Source organism: Sporosarcina sp. P29 (assembly GCF_002743265.1).
Lineage (GTDB): Bacteria > Bacillota > Bacilli > Bacillales_A > Planococcaceae > Sporosarcina.
In genome coordinates, this window is the sequence record NZ_PDYX01000009.1 from 71,521 (window position 1) to 97,188 (window position 25,668).

The 25,668-nt window shown below is 38.7% G+C and carries 28 protein-coding genes; 19 read left to right on the forward strand and 9 right to left on the reverse strand.

Annotated elements, in window-relative coordinates:
• Complete coding sequence (locus CSV68_RS09760; RefSeq protein ID WP_099662024.1) at positions 1 to 1,425, forward strand: glycosyltransferase family 2 protein; 1,425 nt, start codon at positions 1 to 3, stop codon at positions 1,423 to 1,425.
• A gap of 71 nt (positions 1,426 to 1,496) precedes the next feature.
• Here CSV68_RS09760 and CSV68_RS09765 read toward each other — a convergent pair whose 3' ends face one another.
• Entirely contained in the window at positions 1,497 to 2,903 is a 1,407-nt protein-coding gene (locus tag CSV68_RS09765) for a purine-cytosine permease family protein (protein ID WP_099662025.1), read from the reverse strand.
• Between the two features lie 317 nt (positions 2,904 to 3,220).
• Complete coding sequence (locus CSV68_RS09770; protein ID WP_099662026.1) at positions 3,221 to 4,120, reverse strand: catalase; 900 nt, start codon at positions 4,118 to 4,120, stop codon at positions 3,221 to 3,223.
• A gap of 115 nt (positions 4,121 to 4,235) precedes the next feature.
• Between CSV68_RS09770 and CSV68_RS09775 the strand changes: the two genes are divergently transcribed.
• On the forward strand, positions 4,236 to 4,790 hold the full coding sequence (locus CSV68_RS09775) for a YusW family protein (RefSeq protein ID WP_099634356.1): 555 nt from the start codon (positions 4,236 to 4,238) through the stop codon (positions 4,788 to 4,790).
• Between the two features lie 107 nt (positions 4,791 to 4,897).
• On the opposite strand, the gene CSV68_RS09780 is transcribed toward CSV68_RS09775, so the two are convergent.
• Complete coding sequence (locus CSV68_RS09780) at positions 4,898 to 5,242, reverse strand: DUF3899 domain-containing protein (RefSeq protein ID WP_099662027.1); 345 nt, start codon at positions 5,240 to 5,242, stop codon at positions 4,898 to 4,900.
• Between the two features lie 190 nt (positions 5,243 to 5,432).
• Here CSV68_RS09780 and CSV68_RS09785 point away from each other — a divergent pair, with 190 nt between their 5' ends.
• The 6 genes from CSV68_RS09785 to ytvA all read left to right on the forward strand — a co-directional run bounded on the left by CSV68_RS09785 (position 5,433) and on the right by ytvA (position 12,239).
• Complete coding sequence (locus tag CSV68_RS09785; RefSeq protein ID WP_099662028.1) at positions 5,433 to 7,172, forward strand: peptide ABC transporter substrate-binding protein; 1,740 nt, start codon at positions 5,433 to 5,435, stop codon at positions 7,170 to 7,172.
• A 171-nt stretch (positions 7,173 to 7,343) separates the two neighbouring features.
• Positions 7,344 to 8,276 (forward strand): oligopeptide ABC transporter permease, encoded by a 933-nt coding sequence (opp3b, locus tag CSV68_RS09790; protein WP_099662029.1) that lies wholly within the window; start codon positions 7,344 to 7,346, stop codon positions 8,274 to 8,276.
• Positions 8,276 to 9,301, forward strand: coding sequence for an oligopeptide ABC transporter permease (gene opp3C / locus CSV68_RS09795; RefSeq protein ID WP_099634360.1), 1,026 nt, complete (start codon positions 8,276 to 8,278; stop codon positions 9,299 to 9,301). The genes opp3b and opp3C overlap by 1 nt, the downstream gene beginning before the upstream one ends.
• A 15-nt stretch (positions 9,302 to 9,316) precedes the next feature.
• Positions 9,317 to 10,381, forward strand: a complete 1,065-nt coding sequence (locus CSV68_RS09800; protein ID WP_099634361.1) for an ABC transporter ATP-binding protein — start codon at positions 9,317 to 9,319, stop codon at positions 10,379 to 10,381.
• On the forward strand, positions 10,381 to 11,313 hold the full coding sequence (locus CSV68_RS09805) for an ABC transporter ATP-binding protein (protein ID WP_099662030.1): 933 nt from the start codon (positions 10,381 to 10,383) through the stop codon (positions 11,311 to 11,313). The genes CSV68_RS09800 and CSV68_RS09805 overlap by 1 nt, the downstream gene beginning before the upstream one ends.
• Before the next feature lie 143 nt (positions 11,314 to 11,456).
• Complete coding sequence (ytvA, locus tag CSV68_RS09810; protein ID WP_099634363.1) at positions 11,457 to 12,239, forward strand: YtvA family blue-light photoreceptor; 783 nt, start codon at positions 11,457 to 11,459, stop codon at positions 12,237 to 12,239.
• Between the two features lie 45 nt (positions 12,240 to 12,284).
• Here ytvA and CSV68_RS09815 read toward each other — a convergent pair whose 3' ends face one another.
• A complete protein-coding gene (locus CSV68_RS09815; protein WP_099662031.1) occupies positions 12,285 to 12,773 on the reverse strand; it encodes a DinB family protein in 489 nt (162 codons plus the stop codon).
• Between the two features lie 82 nt (positions 12,774 to 12,855).
• On the opposite strand from CSV68_RS09815, the gene CSV68_RS09820 reads away from it, so the two are divergent.
• From CSV68_RS09820 to CSV68_RS09845, 6 genes are all read left to right on the forward strand, one after another.
• Entirely contained in the window at positions 12,856 to 13,494 is a 639-nt protein-coding gene (locus CSV68_RS09820; RefSeq protein ID WP_099634365.1) for a pentapeptide repeat-containing protein, read from the forward strand.
• 49 nt (positions 13,495 to 13,543) lie between these two features.
• The gene (locus CSV68_RS09825) at positions 13,544 to 14,098 is read left to right on the forward strand and encodes a GNAT family N-acetyltransferase (RefSeq protein ID WP_099634366.1); all 555 of its coding nucleotides are present in this window, start codon (positions 13,544 to 13,546) and stop codon (positions 14,096 to 14,098) included.
• A gap of 92 nt (positions 14,099 to 14,190) precedes the next feature.
• On the forward strand, positions 14,191 to 14,856 hold the full coding sequence (gene msrA, locus CSV68_RS09830) for a peptide-methionine (S)-S-oxide reductase MsrA (protein ID WP_099634367.1): 666 nt from the start codon (positions 14,191 to 14,193) through the stop codon (positions 14,854 to 14,856).
• 94 nt (positions 14,857 to 14,950) lie between these two features.
• A complete protein-coding gene (locus tag CSV68_RS09835; RefSeq protein ID WP_099662032.1) occupies positions 14,951 to 16,123 on the forward strand; it encodes an MFS transporter in 1,173 nt (390 codons plus the stop codon).
• Between the two features lie 11 nt (positions 16,124 to 16,134).
• Positions 16,135 to 16,725: a histidine phosphatase family protein gene (locus tag CSV68_RS09840; RefSeq protein WP_099662033.1), complete on the forward strand. Its 591-nt coding sequence runs from the start codon at positions 16,135 to 16,137 to the stop codon at positions 16,723 to 16,725.
• Entirely contained in the window at positions 16,709 to 17,221 is a 513-nt protein-coding gene (locus tag CSV68_RS09845) for a YcxB family protein (protein ID WP_099634370.1), read from the forward strand. Before CSV68_RS09840 ends, CSV68_RS09845 begins: the two co-directional genes overlap by 17 nt.
• Positions 17,222 to 17,255: 34 nt before the next feature.
• Here CSV68_RS09845 and CSV68_RS09850 read toward each other — a convergent pair whose 3' ends face one another.
• Positions 17,256 to 18,878 carry an ABC1 kinase family protein gene (locus tag CSV68_RS09850; RefSeq protein ID WP_099662046.1) on the reverse strand — a complete coding sequence of 541 codons (1,623 nt, stop codon included), beginning with the start codon at positions 18,876 to 18,878 and terminating at the stop codon, positions 17,256 to 17,258.
• Positions 18,879 to 18,908: 30 nt separating this feature from the next.
• Entirely contained in the window at positions 18,909 to 19,100 is a 192-nt protein-coding gene (locus CSV68_RS09855; RefSeq protein WP_099634372.1) for a hypothetical protein, read from the reverse strand.
• A gap of 128 nt (positions 19,101 to 19,228) precedes the next feature.
• On the opposite strand from CSV68_RS09855, the gene CSV68_RS17170 reads away from it, so the two are divergent.
• Entirely contained in the window at positions 19,229 to 19,375 is a 147-nt protein-coding gene (locus CSV68_RS17170; RefSeq protein ID WP_158233030.1) for a hypothetical protein, read from the forward strand.
• 52 nt (positions 19,376 to 19,427) lie between these two features.
• On the opposite strand, the gene CSV68_RS09860 is transcribed toward CSV68_RS17170, so the two are convergent.
• Positions 19,428 to 20,174, reverse strand: a complete 747-nt coding sequence (locus CSV68_RS09860) for an AAA family ATPase (protein ID WP_099634373.1) — start codon at positions 20,172 to 20,174, stop codon at positions 19,428 to 19,430.
• 49 nt (positions 20,175 to 20,223) lie between these two features.
• Complete coding sequence (locus CSV68_RS09865; RefSeq protein WP_099634374.1) at positions 20,224 to 21,015, reverse strand: class II aldolase/adducin family protein; 792 nt, start codon at positions 21,013 to 21,015, stop codon at positions 20,224 to 20,226.
• Positions 21,016 to 21,208: 193 nt separating this feature from the next.
• Here CSV68_RS09865 and CSV68_RS09870 point away from each other — a divergent pair, with 193 nt between their 5' ends.
• The 3 genes from CSV68_RS09870 to CSV68_RS17635 all read left to right on the forward strand — a co-directional run bounded on the left by CSV68_RS09870 (position 21,209) and on the right by CSV68_RS17635 (position 23,734).
• A complete protein-coding gene (locus tag CSV68_RS09870) occupies positions 21,209 to 22,030 on the forward strand; it encodes a Cof-type HAD-IIB family hydrolase (RefSeq protein WP_233192900.1) in 822 nt (273 codons plus the stop codon).
• Between the two features lie 145 nt (positions 22,031 to 22,175).
• Positions 22,176 to 22,712: an acyl-CoA thioesterase gene (locus CSV68_RS09875; RefSeq protein ID WP_099634376.1), complete on the forward strand. Its 537-nt coding sequence runs from the start codon at positions 22,176 to 22,178 to the stop codon at positions 22,710 to 22,712.
• A gap of 227 nt (positions 22,713 to 22,939) precedes the next feature.
• Positions 22,940 to 23,734, forward strand: a complete 795-nt coding sequence (locus tag CSV68_RS17635) for an ASCH domain-containing protein (RefSeq protein ID WP_099634377.1) — start codon at positions 22,940 to 22,942, stop codon at positions 23,732 to 23,734.
• A gap of 142 nt (positions 23,735 to 23,876) precedes the next feature.
• On the opposite strand, the gene CSV68_RS09885 is transcribed toward CSV68_RS17635, so the two are convergent.
• A complete protein-coding gene (locus CSV68_RS09885; RefSeq protein ID WP_099634378.1) occupies positions 23,877 to 24,578 on the reverse strand; it encodes a YczE/YyaS/YitT family protein in 702 nt (233 codons plus the stop codon).
• 122 nt (positions 24,579 to 24,700) lie between these two features.
• On the opposite strand from CSV68_RS09885, the gene CSV68_RS09890 reads away from it, so the two are divergent.
• Positions 24,701 to 25,630, forward strand: coding sequence for a LysR family transcriptional regulator (locus CSV68_RS09890; RefSeq protein WP_099662035.1), 930 nt, complete (start codon positions 24,701 to 24,703; stop codon positions 25,628 to 25,630).
• Positions 25,631 to 25,668 lie beyond the last annotated feature (38 nt).

Genomic DNA, 25,668 nt, shown 5'->3' on the forward strand with positions numbered 1-25,668 from the left:
ATGAACTTACCTGAAATTACTTCCTCGTTTTTTGCGTTTGTTGGCTATATATTACTTGTATATATGTTGGCTGTTATTTTCTCGTATACGTCGATGTTGATCATTGCATTCAATCAGTTAGGAAAAGAACGAAAGTTACAGAAGGATTTATCGGATGAAGGGGCAGTAGATTTCATATACACACAGCCTGTGACCGTAATCGTCCCTGCTTATAATGAGCAAGAGGGTGTGCTTGGTAATATTTATTCGTTGTTGGCATTGCAGTATCCTGAATTTGAGATACTTGTAGTTAATGATGGATCTACTGATAACACGGAAGATATCGTGATCGAGCATTTCAATATGAGGCCCATTCGAAAAGTAGTGAATCAGCAAATTGAGACACAGCCGATCGAAACGATCTATCAATCCGATATGCACCCCAATTTACTTTTGATTACGAAAGTGAATGGGGGAAAAGCAGATGCGTTAAATGTAGGAATCAATGTGTCAAAGTATCCATATTTCTGTTCAATTGATGGAGATTCAATATTGGATCGCACATCACTATTACGCGTAATGAAACCTATCATGGAGTCTAATAAAGAAGTAATTGCGACAGGCGGTAACGTACGGATTGCCAATGGCTATGAAATTCAAATGGGGCAAGTTGTCAAAGAAGGCTTACCGGGCTCGACTATTGTGATGATGCAAATTGTGGAGTATATGCGTGCGTTTCTAATGGGTCGTATGGCGCTTAGTAAATATAATCTAGTATTAATCATATCGGGTGCATTCAGTGTCTTTTCGAAAAAATGGGTGTTACAAGTAGGTGGTTACGCCAAGAATACAGTAGGCGAGGACATGGAACTTGTCGTTAAGCTCCATGAGGAAATATCGGATCGTAAAGAGGATAAAGAAATCGTCTTTACACCAGATCCTGTTTGTTGGACGGAAGCTCCTGATAACTTTAAGGATCTACGCACACAGCGTCGACGTTGGCATCAAGGACTGGCTGAAAGTCTTTGGCTGCATAAAAAAATGGTGTTCAATCCGAAGTATGGTTCAGTTGGCATGATATCGATTCCATATTTCTTATTCATTGAATTGCTTGGGCCATTAATTGAATTAGCTGGCTATGCGTACATTGTGCTTTCTCTATTCATGGGAGAGGTGTATATGATCTTCGCGGGCATTTTAGGATTATTATTTATTCTATATGGATCTTTGTTTTCGATGGCATCAGTATTATTGGAAGCATGGAGCCGTAACACGTATCCAAAAGTAGAAGATCTATTCCGTCTCGTAATGCTATCGCTGACTGAAGTATTTTGGTATCGTCCATTAACTCTCGTTTGGCGCGCTGAAGGAATTATACGTGGACTGCGTGGTAAACGTGAGTGGGGAAGCATTCAACGTAGGGGATTATCTGAAGATAGTGAATAGAAAACACCTGAAGGATCGACTTTTACGATCTTTCAGGTGTTTTTGACATTTCTAAGGGATTACTATAGTTATTACCCTAGTCTATCATCTGCAGTAATATCATTTGGTTCGCGTACTAAATAGTATTTACCTTTTGTATACATAGCGATTACTACTGTCAATATAGAAGCTAGTATAGCGGCGATAAATGCGGCTGTAGATTGTAGGAATATACCCAGATAACCAGAAGCTGCGATCGCTCCAAATGTACTTGCTATTAGTAACGAAGCGACACCAACAGGATTCCATTTATACAAGTATTCCTGTCTTGAAACATAATAAGTAGGACCTATCTTCAGCCACTTCTTGACAACCAGTGCATCCGTTACAAGAATAGCAGCCCACGAAAATAGAAACACACCTTGGAATGTCATGACTGTATCTAGATGATCCACGATTCCACCGAGCATCAATAAGATAGCACTTATAGCCGAGATCACTACCCAGAATCTACGCCCAGGAGTGAAACGGAATACATTCTCAAAGAAATTCGATAGCGATAGGGAGCTACTATAGATATTGGTTACGTTAATTCGCAACTGTGTCAGCATCGTAAACAATGCACCACCGATGCCTAGTAATAACACGATGTATACGCCTGGATCTTTCTCCAAGAATCGCACACCGAACCAAATACCAAGTCCACCCATTACGCCGTAACAGAAAATCTGTGGAATGAAGCCGATTGCAATAGAACCAAACTTTCGATCAGATGGTTTTAAGAAACGAGCATAATCTGAAGCGAGTAAGGCAGTCAATCCCATAATTCCATTGTGCATCCCGATACAGAACAATAATGCAGTACCTCCGAACTTGACACCTGCGGGCATATAGGAGAACACAGAACCTGTATAAACAGCCGGTTTGATGAACGATACAACAATGGCTGCAACTAGGAATACCATAAATACAGGCATGGACCATTTTTGAAGTTTATCCAGTTGCTCGATTCCAAACCAGTTAAGTGGAATAACAAGCGTTCCGAAAATAACAATTAAAATCCACTTAGGAAAGTCAGGCGTAAAATAGTGTACAGCTGATACTAGAATTAATCCTTCAAACGCACAATACATAATGAAGTTCGAAGCGTAAATTAATGACGTTAGCGATGAGCCGATATAGCCAAATCCGCCGCCACGTGATAAGAGGTTCACGTTCATGCCGGATTTAGCGGATAAGTACGCAATTACGGTACCAAGCAAACCAGCTACAATGATGGCGTAAATGGCTGATACGATAGCGTTTGGTGCACCGAATTGCAACGCCATGACACTACCCATTTGAAAATAAAAGATGGCAGTTGCGATTCCGAACGTGATGTTCGTAATGCTCAGCCAACTTTTAGTACGGTCTTCTAAAGGTACACGGTCTAGGGAGTAATCCTTTTCCGTTTCATCTTCATCCATAATGTCCAGTACCTTTTCTTCTTCTGTTGTCATACACATCAGCTCCTTATAGTAAGTAGTCAACCCCTTCTGCCGTTCAAGCCAGCACGTTCTTATTCATATCGGTTGGTGAATTTGGTTAGTCCATTGAATTGACACGCTAATAGTTTAACAAAAATATAACGAAAAAATCAAGTTTATTATGACTTGGTAATGGTGACAAAGAAAGAACTTGAGTTTCTAAATGATTATAGACTTTCCTGACTTTCAGAAATTAAATGTGCTAACCCTTATAATGTAATTTATTTAGTGAAAATAGTAAAAAGGAATGCAGTATTATTACAGCGCACCCTAGGTTTTCTAAAGATTTGTTAATCGTCCTTATTAACTCCCCGTCGCTTGGCGGATTCTTCGTACGCAGCGGAGCGGAATAGTAATACCGGATCATCACTGCACTCTATTCCTTCTATAGTAACTGTTGGATCAAAGACTAAGGATTCTGCGTTATCTGAACGAAGAGAGTTCAGTGTGAGAATCCCAGCTTTTATTTTCTTTCGGTCATTAGGCCAGGCGATAGTGGGATCACTCGTTACATCGCCTTGTTCAGCTAATTGCATAAGTAATCGAAAACGTACAGGATGTCCTTGTTGAACTCTTTGAATGAGTTCATTTTCCATAGAGTTGCTGGCAGTATCCAAGTCATTTTGGGGCAGGGGTTGCCATTCAAATCGGACAGCTTGTCTCTCTAAATCATCGTTCTTCAAAAAGTACGCATGGATAGAATAGTAATGAAGGGACTCGAAATTACGGAATGGTTTTAGTTCTTTTAAAATAGAGGCAAATGCTTTGTGCTCTGTATCATGGATCAGTGCATCTATACGTTGTGACCATGTACTGCTTGAATCAAATGCTTGTATTAGACGAATAAAGGCCTCAGGAGTTTTACTGATGAAGATCGGTACATTGACCATAGTCAGATTGGTAAATGTACCATCAGCTAATTGGAAACGCACGGCCATACCTTTAACTGGATTCAATCGCTCATTTGGTTTTGAACTCGTAGAACTGTGAGAAAATCGTACAACAGCAGAAACTTCCGTTTGCTGTAGATGAGCAGCTGTTGACCAAGGTATTGCAGCCCCGGTTGGTTGGAAAGTTGCATCAAATGCAACACCAGTCGCGTGCGCACGGCGTAAAGTACTTTCCGTATGTACCGCAGATTCAATGGAGTCAATTGCTTCTTTAGCAGTTAAGGGATTCTGATTATTCATTTGAAAACACTCCTTTACTAACCAACATACCCTTCATTAAATAAAACTAACCGATTAGAAAGTAGCAAAAAGGGTAACAATAAAAGTAATACGACTATTTAGGAGGAACATTTTTATGAAAAGACTAATAATAACAGGAGTATCAGTCATGGCGCTTGCATTGGCAGGGTGTGGAACGAATGCAACCGATGATCAAAAAGAAAATTCTACTGAAACGAATCCACCGGTGGAACAGCCGTTAGAGCCGGCTACTGATGATACGAATCAAAACGCAAGTGAAGCTGTACCAGATGCTACAACAGATTCCTCTGCTAACTCGGCGACGGGAGATATGCAAGCCGAAATGGACAAGCTTTCATTTAAAGAAATCGAATTAGACGTTTCATACGGAAAAGACAAAGAGTATGAAGCAGAAATTGAACAAGATGAAAATGAACCCATTAAAGCAAAAGTAGAAGATGAGCTAAATGAAATCTATTTGAAAGGTCAGGAAGCATTTGATGATGTCTATTCAAAAGTAAAAAATCTAGATGTGACAAAAGACAGCTCACAACAAGAAACAATTGATAGCATACTAAAAGCTTTTAACCTTCAAGCGGATTATGAAAAATTCGAAGTAGAAATCAAATTCAATGATGGTAGTAAGCTTGAGGTAGAAGATCGTAAATAATCACGGTAATCCAAAGTGGTAAGAAGGAAAGACTCAAGGTCCTCTAAAAAATATATCAGTAAATTAAAAATCTCGGCATTTCCTTTTTAGGAAGTGCCGAGATTTTTTTATAGATAGTATAAACCTAGCGCAACAATCATTAGAATGAAGGTGGGTATACCTGCGATGAAAAACCAAGCAGGATTCGCAGATAGAACTTCGGATGGAGCACGCATAGATTCAATTACCTCCCTTTGACCCTTTCTAGCAAACACTTTACGCGAGCTCTTCATGAAGAAGTCAAAGGAGCCAGTCCGGACAACAAACACAACCCCACCAATAAATAACAGGAATCCACTAACGAAAAAGGAAGCGTTAATATAGCCGAGTAGTGAGATTTTATCGTATACTGAATAGACAGAAATAACAATTACTAATTGGGATATGAGAAATACAATACTATTACGTTTCATAGAAATCCTTCTTTTCAATTATAAAATTTGTAACTACTGTCTATCATACAAGATAGGAGTCAGAATGTGTAGAATCTTCGACAATAGTTTAAAATTAAGATAATATCAATGTTAGCGTTTACATCTATAAGTTTTTCTTGTATAATGAACAAGCTAGTACTTCAAAAATACCAAAGGGGAGGTCAACAATTTGAAGAGTAATAAGTGGCTTTTATTGATGGCACTAACATTAGTGCTAAGTATGTTCTTAGCTGCATGTGGCGGTTCGAAAGATGAAGACAAGCCAGCAGCAGACGGGGACGATAAAGATAAAGATGCGGCAACTGAAGAACCAGAAGAAAAACAGCATGCCAAAGACGAAGAAGGAGAGCCAGATGCTGAGCAAGTATTATACTTAGCTGAATCTGCTGCTATCCCATCTGTCGACTCGTCAATCGTAGAAGATCAGGTAGGCTTCAACGTATTAAACAACATTAATGAGGGTTTATATCGTTTAAACCAAGAAAATATTGCAGAACCTGCAATGGCTGCTGAAGAAGCAGAAGTTAGTGAAGATGGATTGACTTATACATTCAAACTTCGCGATGCAATGTGGGCTGATGAAACACCTGTTACAGCTGACGATTTCGTTTATGCTTGGCAGCGTGCAATTGATCCAGCAACTGGTTCACCTTACGGACCATTCATGATGTCTGGCGTAGTGAAAAACGCGACAGCAATCTCTGAAGAAAAAATGGAAGTATCTGAGCTAGGAGTTAAAGCTGTAGATGAAAAAACGTTTGAAGTAACACTTGAGCGTCCAGTACCTTATTTCTTATCACTTATGTCATTCGGAACTTTCTATCCACTTAAAGAAGAGTTCGTAGCTTCTAAGGCGGATGCATTTGCAACAAACTCTGATAACCTTCTTTCAAACGGACCATTCGTTTTAACTAAATGGGATGGAACTGGCGATAGCTGGACTTACGTTAAGAACGAAAATTATTGGGACGCAGAAAACGTTAAGCTTACTGAAATTAATGTAAACGTCGTTAAAGATTCTGCAACAGCAATTAAACTATATCAAGATGGTAAGTTAGATCGCGCTGGAGTTTCCGGTGACCTAGCTATGCAATATCGCGATGATGAAGAAGCTGTTGTTCAACCAGAAACATCTGTATTCTATTTTAAGTTTAACCAAGAGCGTGATGGTAAAGAAACACCACTTGCTAATGAGAACATCCGTAAAGCCATTGCTAAAGCTTTCGAAAAGGAAGACATGGTAGATGTAGTACTTGCCAACGGTTCATTAGCTGCAAACTTCTTAGTACCAACAAACTTTGCATTTGATGAAAACGAAAAAGATTTCCATGAGTTAAGCGGCAATCACTTAGAGTACAATGTGGAAGAAGCACAAGATCACTGGAAAAAAGGTCTTGAAGAACTAGGTGTTGAATCTCTTGATCTTGAAATTCTAGGTGGAGACACAGAGCTTTCTAAGAAAATGGACGAGTACTTCAAGTCTCAATTAGAAGGTAACCTAGAAGGACTTAAAATTTCGTTGAAAGAAGTACCATTCTCTGTACGTTTGGACTTGGATGGCAACCAAGACTATGATATTCAAGTATCAGGTTGGGGACCAGACTTCCAAGATCCGATTTCATTCTTGGATCTATTTGTAACAGATGGTACGAACAACTTAATGTCTTACTCTAATCCTGAGTACGATAAATTGATTGAAGATTCAAAAGGAGAACTAGCTCTTAAGCCAGAAGAGCGTTATGAAGCATTCGCAAAAGCGGAGAAAATTCTACTTGATGAAGACGCTGCAATTGCACCAATTTATCAACGTGGTTTGATCTTCTTGCATAAGCCTCACTTTAAAGGCTTAGTAGATCATCCATTTGGAGCAGATTATAGCTATAAGTGGGCATACATTTCAGGTAAATAATTGAAATGAAGTAAGGATTTAAGTTTAATAGGGGAGAGTATATGGGGGTAGATATCCATATACTCTCTTTTTAGTAACAGTAAATAGTTGCAATATTTAATTTATTGTCGAAAAATGTCAAGTGGTTACTTGCATAACTAGTTAGAAACTCTTTTGGAGGTGTAACGTACCGTGGTTAAGTATATTGGAAAACGCATAGTATATATGTTCATAACGCTGTTTTTAATTGCAACTGCCTCTTTTTTCCTGATGCAAACTTTGCCAGGTTCACCGATCGCTTCTTACAACAAATTGAATGATACACAAAAAGCGATTGTTGAAAAGAAGTATGGAATTGATAAGCCTAAGCCTGTGCAATATGCTATCTATATGAAAAACTTGGCAAAAGGTGATTTGGGAACATCTTTCGTATTTAAGGGCAAAAGTGTCAACGATTTATTGGCTACTAGATTAAAACCTTCTTTAATCTTGGGAGCGCAAGCGATGGTCTTTGGGACGATTGTCGGAATCCTACTAGGTATGCTTGCCGCATTGAAGCATAATACATTCTGGGATTACGGAAGCACCTTTTTAGCGATACTCGGTATTTCCATTCCGTCCTTTGTATTTGCATCATTGTTGCAATATTGGATTGCTTCAGAGTGGCATCTATTACCAGTCGGCTTGTGGAATGACGGCTGGAAATCTAGTGTCCTGCCATCGCTTGCACTCGCTATGGGGCCACTTGCCCTATCCGCACGCTTTATACGGACTGAGATGATAGAAGTATTGAATTCAGATTATATTGTTTTGGCTAAAGCGAAAGGTGCCAATGGTTTTGAAATTGCTTTCAAACATGCATTCCGAAACGCATTAATACCTTTAATCACAGTTCTCGGACCACTTGCAGCTGGTTTGGTAACAGGTTCACTTGTTGTAGAACAAATTTTTGCGATTCCAGGAATTGGTGAGCAATTCGTATCGTCTATCATGACGAATGACCATGCCACGATTATGGGTACGACATTAATGTTCTCGGCTTTCCTTATTGTAGTTATTTTTATTGTGGATATTTTATACGGGGTTATCGATCCGCGTATCCGCGTGTCTGGAGGTAAGGGATAATGCGCAATGAAAATGAACAAGAAAAACTAACGCCAGAAGATTTTGAGCGAGTGACAATCGACGCGCATCATTCCGAACGTATAGAGAAACCGAGTTTGAGTTTCTGGCAAGATGCCTGGTTGGGTCTCCGCAAAAATAAAGCAGCTATTGTCAGTATGGTCGTTCTTTTATTGGTTATACTCATGGCACTCATCGGTCCACACTTAAATGGACATGCGGGTGACACGCAAAACTTACGGCATGCAAATTTACCGCCGAAAATACCTGGAATTGAAGCTACAGGATTTTTTGATGGGGATGGTAAGTTGGCAGGGAAGAAAGTCGATTTATACGAAATGAAAAAAGTGGATGAATACTATTGGTTCGGTACGGATGGTCTCGGTCGTGACTTATTTACACGACTATGGGAAGGAACACGTGTATCTTTATTTATCGCATTCGTAGCCGCAGCCATTGATATGGTTATAGGTGTTGCATATGGAGGAATCTCCGGATACTTCGGTGGCCGGACAGACGATATTATGCAACGGATTGTTGAGATCTTGATCGGTATTCCTACATTGATTGTCGTTATTTTGATGATCATGATTATGGACCCTGGAATAACCGCCATCATTGTCGCGATCACCATAACGGGTTGGATAGGGATGTCGCGTATTGTACGTGCTCAGACGTTAAAATATAAATCACAGGAATTCGTATTGGCTTCACGTACGCTAGGCGCCAAGGATGGAAAGATCATTACGAAGCATTTATTGCCAAACATGCTTGGGATTATTATCATTAATACGATGTTTACGATTCCAAATGCGATTTTCTTTGAAGCGTTCTTAAGCTTTATCGGAATCGGACTTCAGCCACCAGCTGCTTCATTGGGTACATTAATCAATGACGGATACAAAGTGATGGAGAATCAGCCATACGTACTATTGTTCCCAGCCATTGTCATCAGTGTTCTTATGATTGCATTTAACTTGATAGGTGACGGGCTACGCGATGCACTAGATCCTAAAATGAAAGATTAAGAGGAGGAGAGCAAGTTGACAAAAATATTAGAAGTAAAAGACCTCGAGCTTTCCTTCCACACATTTGCAGGTGAAGTGAAAGCAATCCGTGGCGTGAATTTTGATTTACACAAAGGAGAGACACTCGCTATCGTAGGTGAGTCGGGTTCAGGTAAATCCGTAACGACGAAATCTATTATGCGACTCCTTCCGGAATCAAGTGCTGAATATAAAAACGGTGAAATTTTATTTGAGGGAAAAGATCTAACAAAAATTCCTGAAAAAAACATGCAAAAGATTCGCGGGAAAGATATTTCAATGATTTTCCAGGATCCGATGACTTCTCTAAACCCAACTATGACGATTGGGAGACAAATCATGGAGCCAATCTTGAAACACCAAAAGCTGAACAAGTCGGAGGCACGCAAGAAGACAATTGAACTATTGAATTTGGTAGGTATACCGAATGCGGAAAATCGTTACAAGATGTACCCTCACCAATTTTCTGGTGGACAGCGTCAGCGAATCGTAATTGCGATTGCGCTTGCATGTAATCCTAAAATATTAATTGCAGATGAGCCGACAACAGCTCTAGATGTAACAATACAAGCACAGATTCTCGAGCTGATGAAAGACATCCAGAAAAAGACCGATACGTCTATCATATTTATCACGCATGACCTTGGAGTAGTAGCAAACGTAGCCGATCGAGTAGCTGTTATGTATGGTGGTCGCATTGTCGAAATTGGTACGGTGGATGAAATCTTCTATAATCCACAACATCCTTATACATGGGGATTACTAAGCTCAATGCCATCTATGGATTTAGAAGATCAAAAGTTGTATGCAATTCCCGGCACGCCTCCTGATTTATTAAATCCTCCAAAAGGGGATGCTTTCGCTTTGCGGAGTGAATATGCAATGAGGATTGACATGGAACGTCGAGCGCCGTTCTTTAAAGTGAGTGAGACGCATTATGCGGCGACATGGTTATTGCACCCACAAGCACCACAGGTCGAACCGCCCGCGCTTGTTATTGAACGTATGAAGACTTTTAAAGGTAGCCGGTACTATGTGGATCAGACGGGAGGTACTGTGTGATGTCAGATAATTTAATTGAAGTACGTAACTTGAAACAATATTTTAATGCAGGGAAATCTTCTGAAGTCCGTGCGATTGATGATATTAGCTTTGCTATTAAACGTGGAGAGACATTCGGTTTAGTAGGGGAGTCAGGTTGTGGTAAATCCACAACAGGGCGTACTATGATCCGATTATATGATGCGACAGCGGGTCAAGTTCTTTATAATGGTGTAGATGTACATGCACCGAAAAGCAAAAAGGAAAATCACGCATTGAATAGAAAAATGCAAATGATTTTCCAAGATCCTTATGCTTCATTGAATCCACGGATGAAAGTTTTGGATATAATTGCAGAAGGATTAGATATACATGGTCTAGTAAAAGGCAAAACGGAGCGGAAGCAACGAGTAATTGATTTGCTTGAGACTGTTGGTTTAAACCGTGAACATGCTGAGCGTTATCCGCACGAGTTCTCAGGTGGTCAGCGTCAGCGTATAGGAATTGCACGTGCATTAGCTGTAGACCCTGAGTTCATCATTGCAGATGAACCGATCTCTGCGCTAGACGTTTCTATTCAAGCACAAGTCGTCAACTTATTAAAAGAACTACAGGAAGAAAAAGGACTGACGTATTTATTCATCGCTCATGATTTATCGATGGTTAAATACATTTCCGATCGTATTGGCGTGATGTACTTTGGTAAACTGGTGGAAATGGCTCCTGCGGATGAATTATATAGAAATCCAATGCATGCTTATACAAAATCGTTGCTGTCAGCGATTCCACTACCAGATCCAATTTATGAACGTTCCCGAGTACGCCATCCATATAATCCAAAAGACCATCAATATGGATCGGATGAAAAAGTTGAGTTTCGTGAAGTTGCTCCTGAACACTTTGTATTATGTTCAGAGAAAGAATTCGCTGAGATGCAAGCTGCACGGGTATAAGATGATATCCCTCTGACTATGTATGTGTCAGAGGGATTTTCTTTTCTATCAAATTAATTCCAATAGTTGTCCTGATGTTTTGTATGTTACATTGAATATTGTGCTACTATTGGAATAATAGAGACCATTCGAATTGATAGGGTGTGATTGAAATCAAGAAATTAACACAAGCAGTTCAAAGACAATTGATGGAAGAGATTATTAATGGAAGTAGAGTGGGAGCTTTAGTAACAGATGCTTCAAAAGAGGATAATCCGATAATTTTTGCTAACAAAACTTTCGAAACGTTGACAGGGTATACTCAAGAAGAAATACTTGGACGTAATTGTAGATTTCTTCAAGGTAAAGACACAGATCCAACTACAGTATCAAAGATCAGAAGGGCTGTTTCAGAAAGAGTGCCTTTGACGATTGTATTGAAAAATTATAAAAAAGACGGTACCCTATTTTGGAATCGACTTAATCTTCGTCCAATTATAATTGATAATGTACCATATTGTATTGGTACGCAAACTGATGTTTCAGTACAATACAGACAAATAGAAGAGTTGCATACGAAAGATTATGAAATAGAACAATTAATGTTACCTATCATGAGAATTTATGATAATTTGGCGGCTGTTTCATTAATTGGTCAAATGACGGAAGAACGATTTAATCTATTGATTACGAAACTGAGTGATTACGTTCACTCAAATGAAGTAGATCATGTGATGATTGATATAACAGGTTTATATTGGCAACAAGGAACTTCTATTGATCGATTGCTAGAGATACAGCAAGTGCTGAAGCTTATGGGTTGTCAGCTTTATATTACTGGCATCACACCGGTTCTTGCACATAAATTAGCAACAGCTAAAGATCCTCAGCAAGTATTAAAAACCTTCTCAAGTATACAGCAAGCCATTTTCCATATTCAGCGATAGAGAAAAGACCTCTACCATAACGAAAGGTTATGGTAGAGGTCTTTATCAGATACCGAGTTGTTGTTTTACTTCTTTTATTTGTTCAATATGGCGTTGTTCATGATAGCCGACAAAGGGAAGCCATTGTGTAAGACTCATTTCGCCAAAAACAGGGTGCGGATAAGACTTTACTGCTAATTGATCTTCCGTTGCGTTTTCAGCTACATCGTGTAAAGTCGAGTGGGTAGCTGTGAGCTTGCTTTTCAAGTCATGGAGAGTAGAATATTCTAAAGTTGGTGTCACAAAATCGGGTGCCTCTATTTTATTAGAACGATCAACAGTGAGTTGAATTGGCTTATCTATCGTAATGTTTTGGTCTTCGGCAGCAAGCTTAATCTGAATAGTTTTAGCAACGCTACCTTCCATTAAATATAAATGCTGTAAAATTTGTTTAATGGACCACCTGTCCTCAGCGGGTTGTCTATTAATCACTTCATCTGTTAGGTATTCTACTTGTGCTAAAAGCTCTTTACGTGCTTGATCATTAATTTCCATAATGGTCACCCCTTTTTATTATAATACCACTCGTTAGTCAATAAATCTTTTGAAAAAGCTTGAAGAATAGGAGTTTGAAAAAATGAAAATAAATCAACCTAAAATACCCAACCGTTTAACGACGGTACAGTTACAAGACTTACTACACGAGGAGGATCCATTCCTACAAAATGCAAGTATTATTGATTCACGAATAGATGGGCAAACAATAGAACGTGCACAATTAACAAGCATGCTCATTAAGAATTCCAGTTTTCAAGGTGCTTTTCTACCAGAGCTATTTGGTACAGATGTTCGATTTGAAAACTGTGATTTTTCCAATGCAGACTTGACGGGTATAAGTATTCACCGAGTGAGTTTTCATAATTGTAAAATGCTTGGTGTCAATTTCACAAATGCCCGATTTACGGATGTGTTATTTGAGGAGTGTATTTGCAACCTTTCTGCATTTGTTCATGCAAGATGGGAAAGAGTGAGTTTCGAGAACTGCCAAGTGAGAGATGCAGATTTCTTCGATTGTAAACTGAAACATACATATTTCCTAAAATGTAATTTGGACTCTGCAAGTTTTGATGAGACACCTCTAAAAGGAGTGGAGATCAAAACTTCAGAATTTGAGAGCATGACAGTATCTATGAAAGAATTGGATGGTTGTGTCGTATCTTCTTTACAAGCAATTCAATTCGCTTCCATGTTGGGATTAGATATTCGGGATGAATAAAGCAAATAGACTAGGTGCTAAAAATAACTTCAATTAAAGGAGCTATGCTATGTTTATGCTTCAAGTAACAGAGGATATTTCATTAAAACTAGTGGGACAGAAAGACGCAGAAGAATTATTTGCTGTTGTGAATGGATCAAGGGAACACTTACGTGAGTGGTTACCGTGGGTTGATTCTATGACGGAAGCGGATCAGTATGGTCCAATCATTCATTCTTGGTTGCAACAATTCGCTGATGAAGATGGATTCCAGGCGGGTATTATGTATAAAGGGCATCTGGCAGGTTTTGCAGGATTCCATACAGTAAACTATACAAATAGGCAAACGAGTATTGGCTATTGGCTTGCTCAAGATTATCAGGGGAAAGGAATTATGACTGCGGTAGTATCCTCATTGGTTGACTATGCATTTGAAGAATATGATCTCCACCGCGTAGAAATTCGGTGTGCTACGGGCAATATAAGAAGTCAGGCAATTCCTGAACGATTAGGATTTATGAAAGAAGGAGTCATTCGTGACGGAGAGTTTTTATATGATCATTATCATGATTTAATCGTATATGGAATGTTAGAAGATGAGTGGAAAAAATGTGAAAAATCATAAAGCGTTTAGTGCAGAGTCCTTTTTAAATTGGACTCTGTTTTTTATCATCATATTTTGGTTATAGTACAATTAACATAAAGGGGTGAATCGTTATGCTAACTACTATTGAAATTGATAAAGAGCTAACGAAGAACAGAAGATTGGAAACTGCGACATTTGGAATGGGATGTTTTTGGGGTCCTGAAGCACGTTTTGGTAGCTTGTCAGGCGTTATAAGAACACGAGTAGGTTACACAGGTGGGACAACGGCTGCACCAACATACAAGACGATGGAAGATCATACTGAAACTGTCGAAATCGATTATGATCCGACAAATATTTCTTATGGAGAAATACTACAATATTTTTGGCGTAACCACTATCCAAATCGTGATCAATATAGAGGGCAACAATATGTCTCTTCGTTGCGTTATCATAACCAGCAACAAAAACAGATAATAGATTTAGTAAAGGGTGAAATGGAGAAAGAGCTTGGTGAACCAATTGAAACCGAAATCACACCATTAAGTCATTTCACACTAGCTGAAGACCGCCATCAGAAATATTATTTGAGGCGTTATCCGAATGTCTTGGAGAAGTTGCATTCCTTGTATCCTTCTGAAGAGTCACTGATCCATTCGACATTTGCAGCTAGATTAAATGGATTCGTCAAAGGATTTGGCACGCGTGATCAAATCGTGACTGAAATTAAAAGCTGGCCATTACAGGAAAATGCACAGCAACAACTCATTGAAAAGTTCATGAGATTAAAATGGTGAAGCAGTGAATACTGAATCAATTCTTCTTGTAACTTTATACAGTGGTTGCTATGATATTCCAATATCAACTTAGAATGAGCGTAGGAGAGAGTAGATGAAAAAGGAAACTATCACGTTAGGTTTGCTACTAACCAATTTACTAATTGCGTTTTTGGGAATTGGATTAGTTATCCCTGTCATGCCAAGATTAATGAATGAATTACATATATCGGGGACGGTAGTTGGCTATATGGTCGCAACATTTGCGATGGCCCAGTTGTTTGTTTCACCATTTTCAGGGAGATGGGTAGATACATTTGGTCGAAAAAAGATGATTGTCGTTGGATTAATCATTTTTAGTTCTTCCGAATTCTTATTTGGTATTGGACAAACGTTGCCCGTCCTATTTGCATCCCGAATTTTAGGTGGAATTAGTGCGGCTTTCATTATGCCAGCTGTTACTGCCTTTATTGCAGATATTACAACGATGGAAACTCGCTCTAAGGCATTAGGCTTTATGTCTGCTGCCATATCTACAGGATTTATATTAGGTCCAGGGGTGGGCGGATTTTTAGCAACATACGGTACACGGGTTCCTTTCTTCTTTGCAGGAGGACTGGCTTTGATTGCGGCGATCTTTTCCCTTATTGCATTGCATGAACCGGAACGTTATCAAGAAGAGGTAGCGGAGGATACAACTAAACCTGGATTGAAGCGTATTTTTGCACGTCATTATTTTATCGTTTTTATTATTATATTGATTTTATCTTTCGGACTCGCTTCATTTGAATCGATTTTCAGTTTGTTCGTTGATCATAAGTTTGGATTCACGCCGAAAGATATTGCGATCATCATTACAGGGGGCGGCTTGCTCGGAGCAGTTGCTCAAGTAATGTTATTCGACAAGCTTGCGAGAACGATAGGGGAGAAACGTTTAATCTTTTTCTGTTTAGTCTTTTCTTCCATTTTAGTTTTTCTGACAACGTTCGTGCAAAGTTATTTTTCCGTCCTGGCTGTTACCATGATTATTTTCGTAGGGTTTGACTTGATACGACCGGCAGCAACTTCCTATTTATCGAAAATCGCGGGAAATGAACAAGGATTTGTCGGTGGCATGAACTCGATGTTCACGAGTATTGGAAATGTATTCGGTCCAATCATCGGTGGTGCCTTATTTGATGTTGACGTGGATTATCCGTTTTATTTCGGAGCATTTGTATTATTACTTGGCGTAGTGTTAAATTATCTATGGATTAAACGAACGCCATCTTTCAGACCTAATATCTAGGAGGAATTGAATTGACCATTATTGGTTTTGTCCGGCATGGGGTGACTGCTTGGAATAAAGAAGGACGTGCACAAGGAAGTTCGAATATTCCATTGGACGAAGAGGGGGTAGAGACTGCAAAGAAACTGGCAGTGCGCTTGGCGGATGAGGAATGGGACGCCATTTTCACTAGCCCTTTGACACGCGCTAGACAGACAGCAGATTTAATTGCTAGTGAGTCGGGGATTGAAGTCGTGGAAGACGAGCGACTGCGCGAGCGGAGTGGCGGATTAATTGAAGGAACGACGGAACCAGAACGTCAACAGAAGTGGGGCCCTCAGTGGAGGGAACTGGATTTACAGTTTGAAACGGCAGAAAATGTTGTAGCGCGAGGCCTTGAATTTGTCAATGAACAGGTCCAGAAGAATCCTAATCAACGTCTGATCTTCGTAAGTCACGGTAGTTTTATTAAACGTATCATTGTGGCTCTGATGGAAGATGATTCATATACAATAAAGATCGACAACACTTCATTGACTATAATTAATATAGAAAAGAAAAGTTGCTTGCTGTTAAATGACACAGCACACCTTGTAGGAGGACTAAATGGAAATCCACTATGAACTAACAGAAGAAGATGTGGTAGCTTTTAATTTATATCATGTGAAAAATTCTAAAGTCGGTCAAAATTCATTGCACTGGCAACGATATATATCGCCGCTAATATTTTTACTGTTTGCGTATTTTTTATCTATTTTTACTGATATGGCGAAAGGTCCGTTGTTCGCTACGTTTGGATTAACAGCTATTCTATGGGTGATTTTTTATCCTAAGTATTTTTACTTTCATATTACACGACAAGTGAGCAAGATGCTTAGGGCTGGTAAGAATGAAGGACTTGTTGGAGAACATTCTATGAAGATGAATAAGACAGGCATAGCGGATCAGACTGCGGTTGGTGAAACAAAGGTACAATGGGCTGGTGTGAAACAGTTAATAGAAGACGCGGATTATTTCTATATATACACGAGTACGGTGAGTGCATATATTATTCCAAAGCGAGATGTATACTCCGTCGAAGGGCTAAAAAGTTACATCCAGCAGCGGATCATTACATAAATAAAAAATCAGAGGCTACAGAGCCTCTGATTTTTTATTTTCCTAAGCGACGATATCTCCAAAATGAAATAAGCAGTATACTACCTGATGCAATTGCTAGTTCGGTATAGGAGTCTATCAAGCTGTAAGCAAGTGTTGCGAAAGATCCAACTGCGATAACTCCAGCGAATAGACGGTTTTGCATCTTCACTTGAAATGTACGTTGATCTATATCTCGTTGTTTTAGATACATATGAATCAATGAAGGTTGATCCAAGAATGAGGAGACTTTTGGCCCGAAACTACGGATTTGTCCAATGCCGTTTAATACGGTGCGTTGGAATTCTTTGTTATTCGTGAAGGGATTCTGATCTTTACTCTTTTTCTTGGCCCATTCAACTAAACGGGGACGGGTAATAGCGAGTAGATCTATTTCAGGATCTAGTATATACAGTACGCCGACAAAAACAGAGACTGCACGACCTAAAAATGCAAATTCTGCAGGCATTTGCACTGGTTGTGTTCGGACAATGACTTGCAGATCTTGTAGAAGGTTTTCTACAACCATACTATTCATATCATATAAATCATTTGATTCGTACGCTTTAACAACTTTCTCAATTGCGTTTGCCAATACTTTACGGTTTGCATTAGGTAGTAAAAAGTTCAAAGTTTCGAGGCCATCGATAACACGATCGTATTGTTTTAAAATAATACCTTCTGTAACGACAAACATCGCGTCCGCATCTTCTTTTGTAATATTTATTACCATACCGAAATCAATTAATACGAGTGTACCATCTGAGCGTATGAGAATATTGCCGCCATGGGGATCTGCGTGGAACTGACCACCTTCAAGGATTTGTTCTAAGAACAACCGAAAGAGCCGATTAGATAAATCTTTGCGATCGATATGATGCTTGTCAAGAAACGCAAGATCGGTTATTTTAGAACCTTCAATCCATTCCATTACTAGCACTTTTCGAGTCGTATATTCATCGTAATAGACGGGAAACTTTACACCTATCATATTAGGAAAGCGTTCGGAAAAACCCCGTCCGTTTCTCATCTCTTCGACAAAGTTCAATTCCGCTCCAATTACATCTGTCATTTCCTTATAAAGTAAATGTAAATCGATCTGTTTACTTAATGATGACCAATTTTTCGCAAGCCAAATCACAATTCGTACCGCTTTAAAATCAGCGCGCAAAATTCGTTCAATATCTGGACGCTGAATTTTTATAGCAACTTCTGATCCATTATGTAGTACTGCCTTGTATACTTCGCCAATTGAGGCGGATGCGACAGGCTTCGATGTAATATCTGATAAGTACTCACTATGAGGTTTTCCCCATTCATCATCTAGTAGTTGTAGTGCCTTTTCAGAAGGGACCGGTGTTACTTGATCAGTAAGTCCCTCTAACTCTTCAATGAATGATGCAGGCATGATATCAGCACGTGTAGAAAGGAACTGCCCAAGTTTAACGAGTAATCCACCTAATTCAAGAGCTGTCTTTTTATAGACTTTTGCTTGATTCGTAACCAGCGAGTTCCATTTTTCAGTAACAGCGGGAGTGAAATTACCTCGATGACGTTTCTGGAATAATGTAATTTGAATAAAAAACACGACCGCCATCCAGACGATGCGTATAATACGATAACTAGCATAACGCTTCATCGGCAGTCCTTCTTTCTGCATCAAACATATTTACTTTTTATTAGGTCTCATCTCTTTTAATCCAATTCTCATGGCTGCTACGGCGCAAGTAACATTTAATATGATTGCGATCACTAAAAATAACCATTTCAACTTTTCAGGTAAATCAAGAAAAATCGCTAAAAATAAAAATGTAAAGCCGATTGCAAGCATGGACAAATATAGAGCCAATTTCTTAGACACAAGTAGTCCACCTCTCCTAAGTTCTACCCTTATTGTAGCATGAAAAAACAAGTAAATTAAAATGTGTGTTTTTATTCCACAGTTCTGGGGAATCATATAATTACATTAATCAGATAGGAGTGTGGAAAATGACAAAGAGTTATGCAGATACACCTAAAGATGATAATGAAAAGAGTTCAGCAAAATTAGCTAACGATGCAGCGAAAAAAGCGGAAGAACAGGTAGAAGAAATTAAGAAAGATGCAAGGGAACAAGTGAAAAAAGAAACTAAGTAAAGCCAAAAAGCGATTATTTCCTTGGAAATAATCGCTTTTTCATCATAAATAATTATTTCAGCAAATAATGTAACATACGATCCTTATCATCAAAAAACTGCTTCATGATTTGGTAATGACTTGTTTCTTCTAATGTCGTTTCTTGCGCACCTTCATCTGAAAATTCTATGATTTTTGCGCCTGGATAGGATAATAGCAGAGGGGAGTGTGTGGCAATTATAAACTGTGACCCTTCACCAACTAAATCATGTACTCTGCTTAACATAGACAGTTGACGCATAGGTGATAAAGCTGCTTCCGGCTCATCTAGTAAGTAGATGCCATTCCCTCTTAACCGATGAATGAAAGTCGCCCAAAATGATTCGCCATGAGACTGTTTATGTAATGAAGTACCTCCGTAGCCATCTATAATCATTGGACTAGGACCTGGTTCACTATCCAACGCCTCAATAGTCGTTGCTAAATTATAGAAAGTTTCAGCGCGTAGAAAGAATCCATCGGTTGGTCGTATAACGCCTTTGATGAGTGTAATATATTTATCCAATACGGAATGAGAATCATAAGTAGAGAAGTTAAAGTTCAATGAACCGCCTTCTGGATTAAAACCACATGCAACAGCAATAGCCTCAAGTAATGTAGACTTTCCCGTACCATTCTCTCCGACAAAAAATGTCACATTCGGATGAAAGTTAAGCTCGGTCAACGTATTGATACTAGGCAAATGAAATGGATAGTCTTCAAATGAAGGAACTTGATCACGCTTCAAACGCATTCCACGTATGAATTGGTCTGAATACATAGGATACCTCTTTCCTCTATGGCTTTTAAAAGATTATTACGTAAAGAAATCAATCCAACAGGTCAGGTTCTTCGCTCATAATGTTTTCCCATAGCGGTTGGAAGTTTTCCCAACCATCAATATCTCTACCAACTTGTTTAGCAGTGCTCGCTGCATGCTCGGGAGGAATCGGACTTACAATGCCGGCAGCTTCCGCTAGTAATTGTACTTGGCAAGAACGTTCCAGCGTAATAAACCAAAATGCAGCAGCATCAACAGTTTGTCCAACCGTTAATGGACCGTGATTCTTTAGGAATATCGCTTTGTTATGTGCTAATGCGTTTGCAACTTTTACCCCTTCATCTTCCTCATACACGACACCAGAAAACTCATCCAGTACAGAGTGATCATTGTAAAACGCACAAGCATCTTGTGTTAACGGATCAATTAGTCTACCTGTCGATGCCCATGTTTTTCCGTATACTGGATGCAAGTGAACTGAAGCAATAACGTCGGGTCTGGCTTCGTGAATAGCAGAGTGAATAACTAGGGCAGATTTATGGAGTGAATATTTCCCCTCAACTACTTCACCATCCGGATTTACCAAGACGAGATCGGAGGCTTTGATCTTAGCGAAAGGTACGCCATAGGGATTAACCCACATATGATCTTTGAATTCTGGATCACGATATGTCGCGTGACCCGCCACGCCTTCTGTAAAACCGAAACGAGCAAACAGGCGAAACGCACCTGCTAATCGTTGTTTATTATGTTGACGCTCTTCATCAAGAGTCGAAAACATTGGATATTGTAAATAATCGGTTACGTTCTCTCCACGTACACGTTCTTCGCTGAAATTCATTAAATAACCCTCCATATATTCTTAATAAATAAATATTCTCTATAAAAAGAATAACTTGCCATTACGAAAATATCAAATACAGTCTGTTGTGTTTAGTGCTTGTATATTGACATTTTAAGCAACTTCACAGCATATGTGATTAGAAATTGATAGACTACTTGGTAGACATCGAGAAATGAAAGGGGTATGGAAATTGAATCAAGATAAAAAGATCGTGTTCTTTGATTTAGATGGAACATTAATGGACCATAACAAAATGATTTCAGAATCGACGAAACAATCCCTGACAGCATTGCGGGAAAAAGGCATATACTCTGTTATTTGTACTGGTAGAGCACCCCTTATGTTCAAGTGGTTGTTAGAAGAATTATCATTTGATTCCTATGTTTCCATGAATGGACAGCATGTGGTCTTAGAAGGAGAAGTAATTTACTCAAATCCCATGAAACTAGAAGTCATAAAGCAACTTACCGAGCTTGCACACAAAAATGGGCATGGATTGACATACTCCACATTTGAGTCGTTTGTGTCGAACGTCGATGCGCATCCACTCATACAAGAGGGGACCGCTCGTTTAAAAATACCTTATCCTCCTGTAGATCCGGAAGTATATTTACATTCTGACGTTAATCAAGTACAAATTTACTCGCCCGCTAAAGAAACGGAAAAGTATATGGAGTTATTCGAGGATTACTCCTTTATAAGATGGGATGATAACGCGGTGGATATGTTGCCTGAAGGGGCATCCAAGGCAGTTGGTATTCAAAAAATGCTTGACCATATGAATATTCCTATTGAAAACAGCTATGCATTTGGTGATGGTGCAAATGATAGGCAAATGATTGAGATGGTAGGTATCGGGATAGCGATGGACAATGCCATACCGGAATTAAAAGAAATAGCAGATTTCGTCACGGCATCTTGTCCAGAAGATGGTATTATGAAAGGCTTGATCCAGGTAGGTTTGCTGGAGGAAAAAGATATTCCCTTACTACATGGCAGTATTAAGCAGTGAGTCAAAAGGTGTGAATCAAATTTCATTCTTGACAGTTATGTGAACGAAGAGTATATTTAGTTGATATACAAAAAGGGAATATTTTAATTTTTCAAATTACTTACAGAGTAATTTGGTTCACATCTTGGAGGAGGCCATATTTACAATGAAACTAGAAAAGCAGTGTCGGGAATCAAGAGTCGTACGAACGAGCAGAGTATTTCCGAATGATGTCAACAATCATAATACATTGTTTGGCGGACGTTTAATGAGCGATATTGATCAAATTGCATCGATTTCAGCAGCTCGGCACAGCAGAGCAGATTGTGTTACGGCATCTATGGATTCTGTAGACTTTCTGTATCCAATCCGTCCTTCCGATTCAGTCTGCTTTGAGTCATATGTGACTTGGACTGGAAAATCTTCTATGGAGATTTTTGTAAAAGTTATTGCGGAGGATTTGGCAACTGGTAATTGTAAAATTGCAGCCACATCATTATTAACATTTGTTGCATTGGACGAAAATAAAAAGCCACTAACTGTTCCGCGTGTCATTCCTGAAACGGAAGAGGAAATATATTTACATGAAACTGCACCGCAACGCGCAGAAATTCGTATAATGCGTAAACAGCAAAGTAAAGACTTGGCTTCAGTACTAACGAATAACTATCCATGGCATGATCCAGTACAAGTGAATGCATAAAAATACTCAGTCAACTTCGTTTGACTGAGTATTTTTATAAAAAGATGTATAAATCTCAATACTATGATCCATACTACTAATAGATAGGACGTTCTCTAATTCATTTTCTTGGAGGATACCTATCTTTTTATTGTTCAAAAATATATTTAACTATAGAAAAGGGCATAACGTAACGAAAAATAGTTAGTTAAAGCTATAATGAGAAGTATCATAAGGGAAGTTGGGAGATGGATTTATTTATGGTTAAAATGGTCACTGCCGAGGAATTATTCAGGAAGATAAAAGCTGAGCAAGCATTTGTAGTAGTAGATGTACGTGCTGAAGATAAATATAATCAATTCCATATCGAAGCTAACACGGTAGAAGATATAAACATGCCGAAAACAGAAATCTTTACATTAGAAGACGAAGTGGAGAAAGTGATACCGCAGTTACCTCAAAATAGAGAAATGATTATTACATGTACAACAGGGAACTCTGCAACTAAATGTGCAAACATCCTCTCTACTAAAGGTTACGATGTTACTGTATTGGAAGGTGGAATCACTGCGTGGAAAGAATATATTAGTAAAGAGTCTATTGAACGAATATGGAGCGAATTTAAGAATGTTCATCCTGATGCGCCTGAACATTACGAAGCTTGGTCTTTCGGAAATTCGAAACAAATGGCGGATGAACTTGCAGAGTTGGTAGTGGAGGGAACTAAAACGGCGACTTCATCTAACTATTTGCTCTATGAATTAGAAGATGAACTATTACCGATGGTAGGTCTTCACAATATCATTCTTGATGGTAATGGAATTGCGGTCGCAGTCGTGGAAAATGTTTCAGTAGAAGTAATGCCTTTTAATGAAGTGACGGAAGAACATGCATATAGGGAAGGTGAAGGAGATCGTTCGTTACCTTATTGGCAGGAAGTTCATAAAGAGTTTTTCGCAAATGAATTAAAGGAAGTTAAACAAGAATTTCATTATGAAATGCTGGTAGTTTGTGAAACCTTTAAATTGTTGTATAAAAACTAAGTTAGGCATGTGAAGTTATTGAGCCAACAGTAAGTATTCACAATGCCGTTTGAGTGCAAATTAAATTACTTCTATTGGTAGGAAAAGGAGATGTTGAGGCCGTATTGTTACGGCATTCAACATCTCCTTTTGTTTATAAAAATTATTGCTGAACAGGTTCAACGATCTCTTCACTTTCTATAATTACATCATCTTTACTTTTATACACCCAGCTCTGCAGTAGTGGCTGAAAGCGCGGTATAATCTTGCCAAGAATTTTACCGATAAAATATGCAGCTAGAATCGTACCGATCCCGATAGCTCCAAGTGATTGAATAAATACTAAGCAAACGATACCCGCAACTGCTACATTTATTAAATCACTCGAGATTTTTGCTTTACCAAACTTCATATTAAAACGATCGCTTACAACATACGTTAGTGCATCGTAAGGCATTAAAGGCAATTTTGCTGAGAAATAGGCTAATAATCCAGCTGATATAATATATAAACTGATCAATAAGAATAAATATCTGCCAACTAGTGTAGTAGGAGCAGGAAGTAACTGTACGATGGCTAATGTTAGGTCCATAAAAATACCAAAAAGAAAAACGATAGATAACTGAACAATGAATTCACGTATACCAATACGTTTTCTATTTAAAATAATCTGTACGAAAACAAATAAGATATTTGCAAGTATGGTCGTTATACCGATGGTTAATCCTGAGGTAAGGGAGATAGCATAAGCTAATGATGATACGGGGGAAACTCCAAGGTTTGCTTGTATAGAGAAACTAACACCTAAAGATAATAAAAATAATCCTATTACATATAGGGTGAGTCGTTTGGAAATGATATTCATACGATTGAAAAAACCTCTGCTTTCGTTAGTTAATACCATTCATTTTATCATGTAAAGAAAGATATAAATAATATATAATAGTTAAAGACGACATATGCCATTATATATAACGGAGTGTAACCATGGATATTAAACAGCTTTATTATTTTAAGGAAATTGTAGATCAAGAAAGCATTTCGAAAGCTGCGCTTATTTTGCATATAGCGCAGCCACCACTTAGTCAACAATTGAAAAGACTAGAGATGGAGCTTGGTACAACGTTGATTCATCGCTATCGACAAAAATGGGAGCTGACAGAAACGGGGCATATTCTGTATCAATATGCCAAGAAAACACTACTTAGCATGGAGGATGTTAAGAGGCAAATCGAAGAAATTGAGAAAGGTAGTGCAGGAACATTGCGAATTGGTGTATCTTCTGCCTGTTTGAATTTACTCGTCGACTATGTCAGTATATATCGTAAACAATTTCCAGATGTCAAAATTAGCATTGAAAAAGGAAACTCTGAAGAATTACTGAAGAAGCTGGATCATAAAGAAATTGAACTAGCGTTATTATTGCGAATGGAAAATAGTGCACACTGCGATGTGTTGGCTTTAAAAGAACAGGAATATGTGGTGGTGAGTCCGCGCAGCTGGGGAGATGTATTTTCATCCGAGCACGTTACATTTCAAGACCTTGCAGAGCATCCTTTTATTATGCTTGCTGCAATGGAAGGCCATTCGTATTATGAAAACATCCTAAAAGCTTTTCAAGAAGTACAAGCCACACCCAATATTGTAATGGAAAGCAAAGATCTGACAACGGTTATTGCGATGGTTAGCAAAGGTTTAGGATTTTCTATTATTCCACGGGTAGCTTATGCTGTGCCGATGGATCAATTAAAGATCTATGAATTGATGCAATTTGATTCTCGTGTAGAGCCGGTCATGATCAAGACAAAAGATGAACGAATTTCTAAAGCTACATCTCAGTTTTGGGAGTTAGTGGATTCTGTACAGAAAGAGAGTAACCTATATGGTACGATTGAAGACCTAGACCCTTATAATTGAGTGTGTTTAAAATTCAGTGAGTATTTTTTCAAGTGGTT